Annotated in this window: 2 protein-coding genes; both read right to left on the bottom strand. The window is 48.8% G+C overall.

Annotation, left to right across the window (positions count from 1 at the left end):
- On the bottom strand, positions 1-315 hold a 315-nt coding region (locus KDM89_RS19345; protein WP_230427994.1), incomplete at its 3' end, for a GTP-binding protein.
- A gap of 76 nt (positions 316-391) precedes the next feature.
- Positions 392-603: hypothetical protein (locus tag KDM89_RS19340; protein ID WP_212689539.1), on the bottom strand; the 212-nt coding region annotated here is incomplete at its 5' end.

Genomic DNA, 603 nt, shown 5'->3' with positions numbered 1-603 from the left:
AACCAGGATCGCGCCGTCCATCTGCGCTGCACCAGTGATCATGTTTTTAACATAGTCAGCATGGCCTGGGCAGTCAACGTGTGCGTAGTGACGGCTTGCTGTTTCGTATTCTACGTGTGCTGTGTTAATTGTAATACCACGTGCTTTTTCTTCTGGTGCTGCGTCGATTTCGTCGTATTTCTTCGCTTCGCCGCCGAATTTTGCGGACAGAACTGTCGCGATCGCTGCTGTCAGTGTAGTTTTACCGTGATCAACGTGACCAATTGTACCGACGTTCACGTGCGGCTTGGTGCGTTCGAACTTACCTTTTGCCATTTTATTCTTCCTTCAAAAAGAACGATTTATTTACAATGCACCTGTCCCGGCATGGGACAGGTTTTTTAGTACAGAATTACTTCGCTTTAGCTGTGACGATTGCGTCGATCACATTCTTAGGCGCTTCAGAGTAGTGCTTGAATTCCATTGTGTAAGTTGCACGACCTTGCGTTGCGGAACGCAGGGAAGTCGAGTAACCAAACATTTCGGACAGCGGCACTTCAGCTTTGATGATCTTTCCACCGCCGCCTGGGATTTCATCCATACCCTGAACCATACCACGACGGG

This window comes from Cognatundibacterium luofuense (assembly GCF_018139685.1).
Taxonomy (GTDB): domain Bacteria; phylum Pseudomonadota; class Gammaproteobacteria; order Burkholderiales; family Burkholderiaceae_D; genus Undibacterium; species Undibacterium luofuense.
This window is presented reverse-complemented; position numbering and strand designations above follow the sequence as displayed.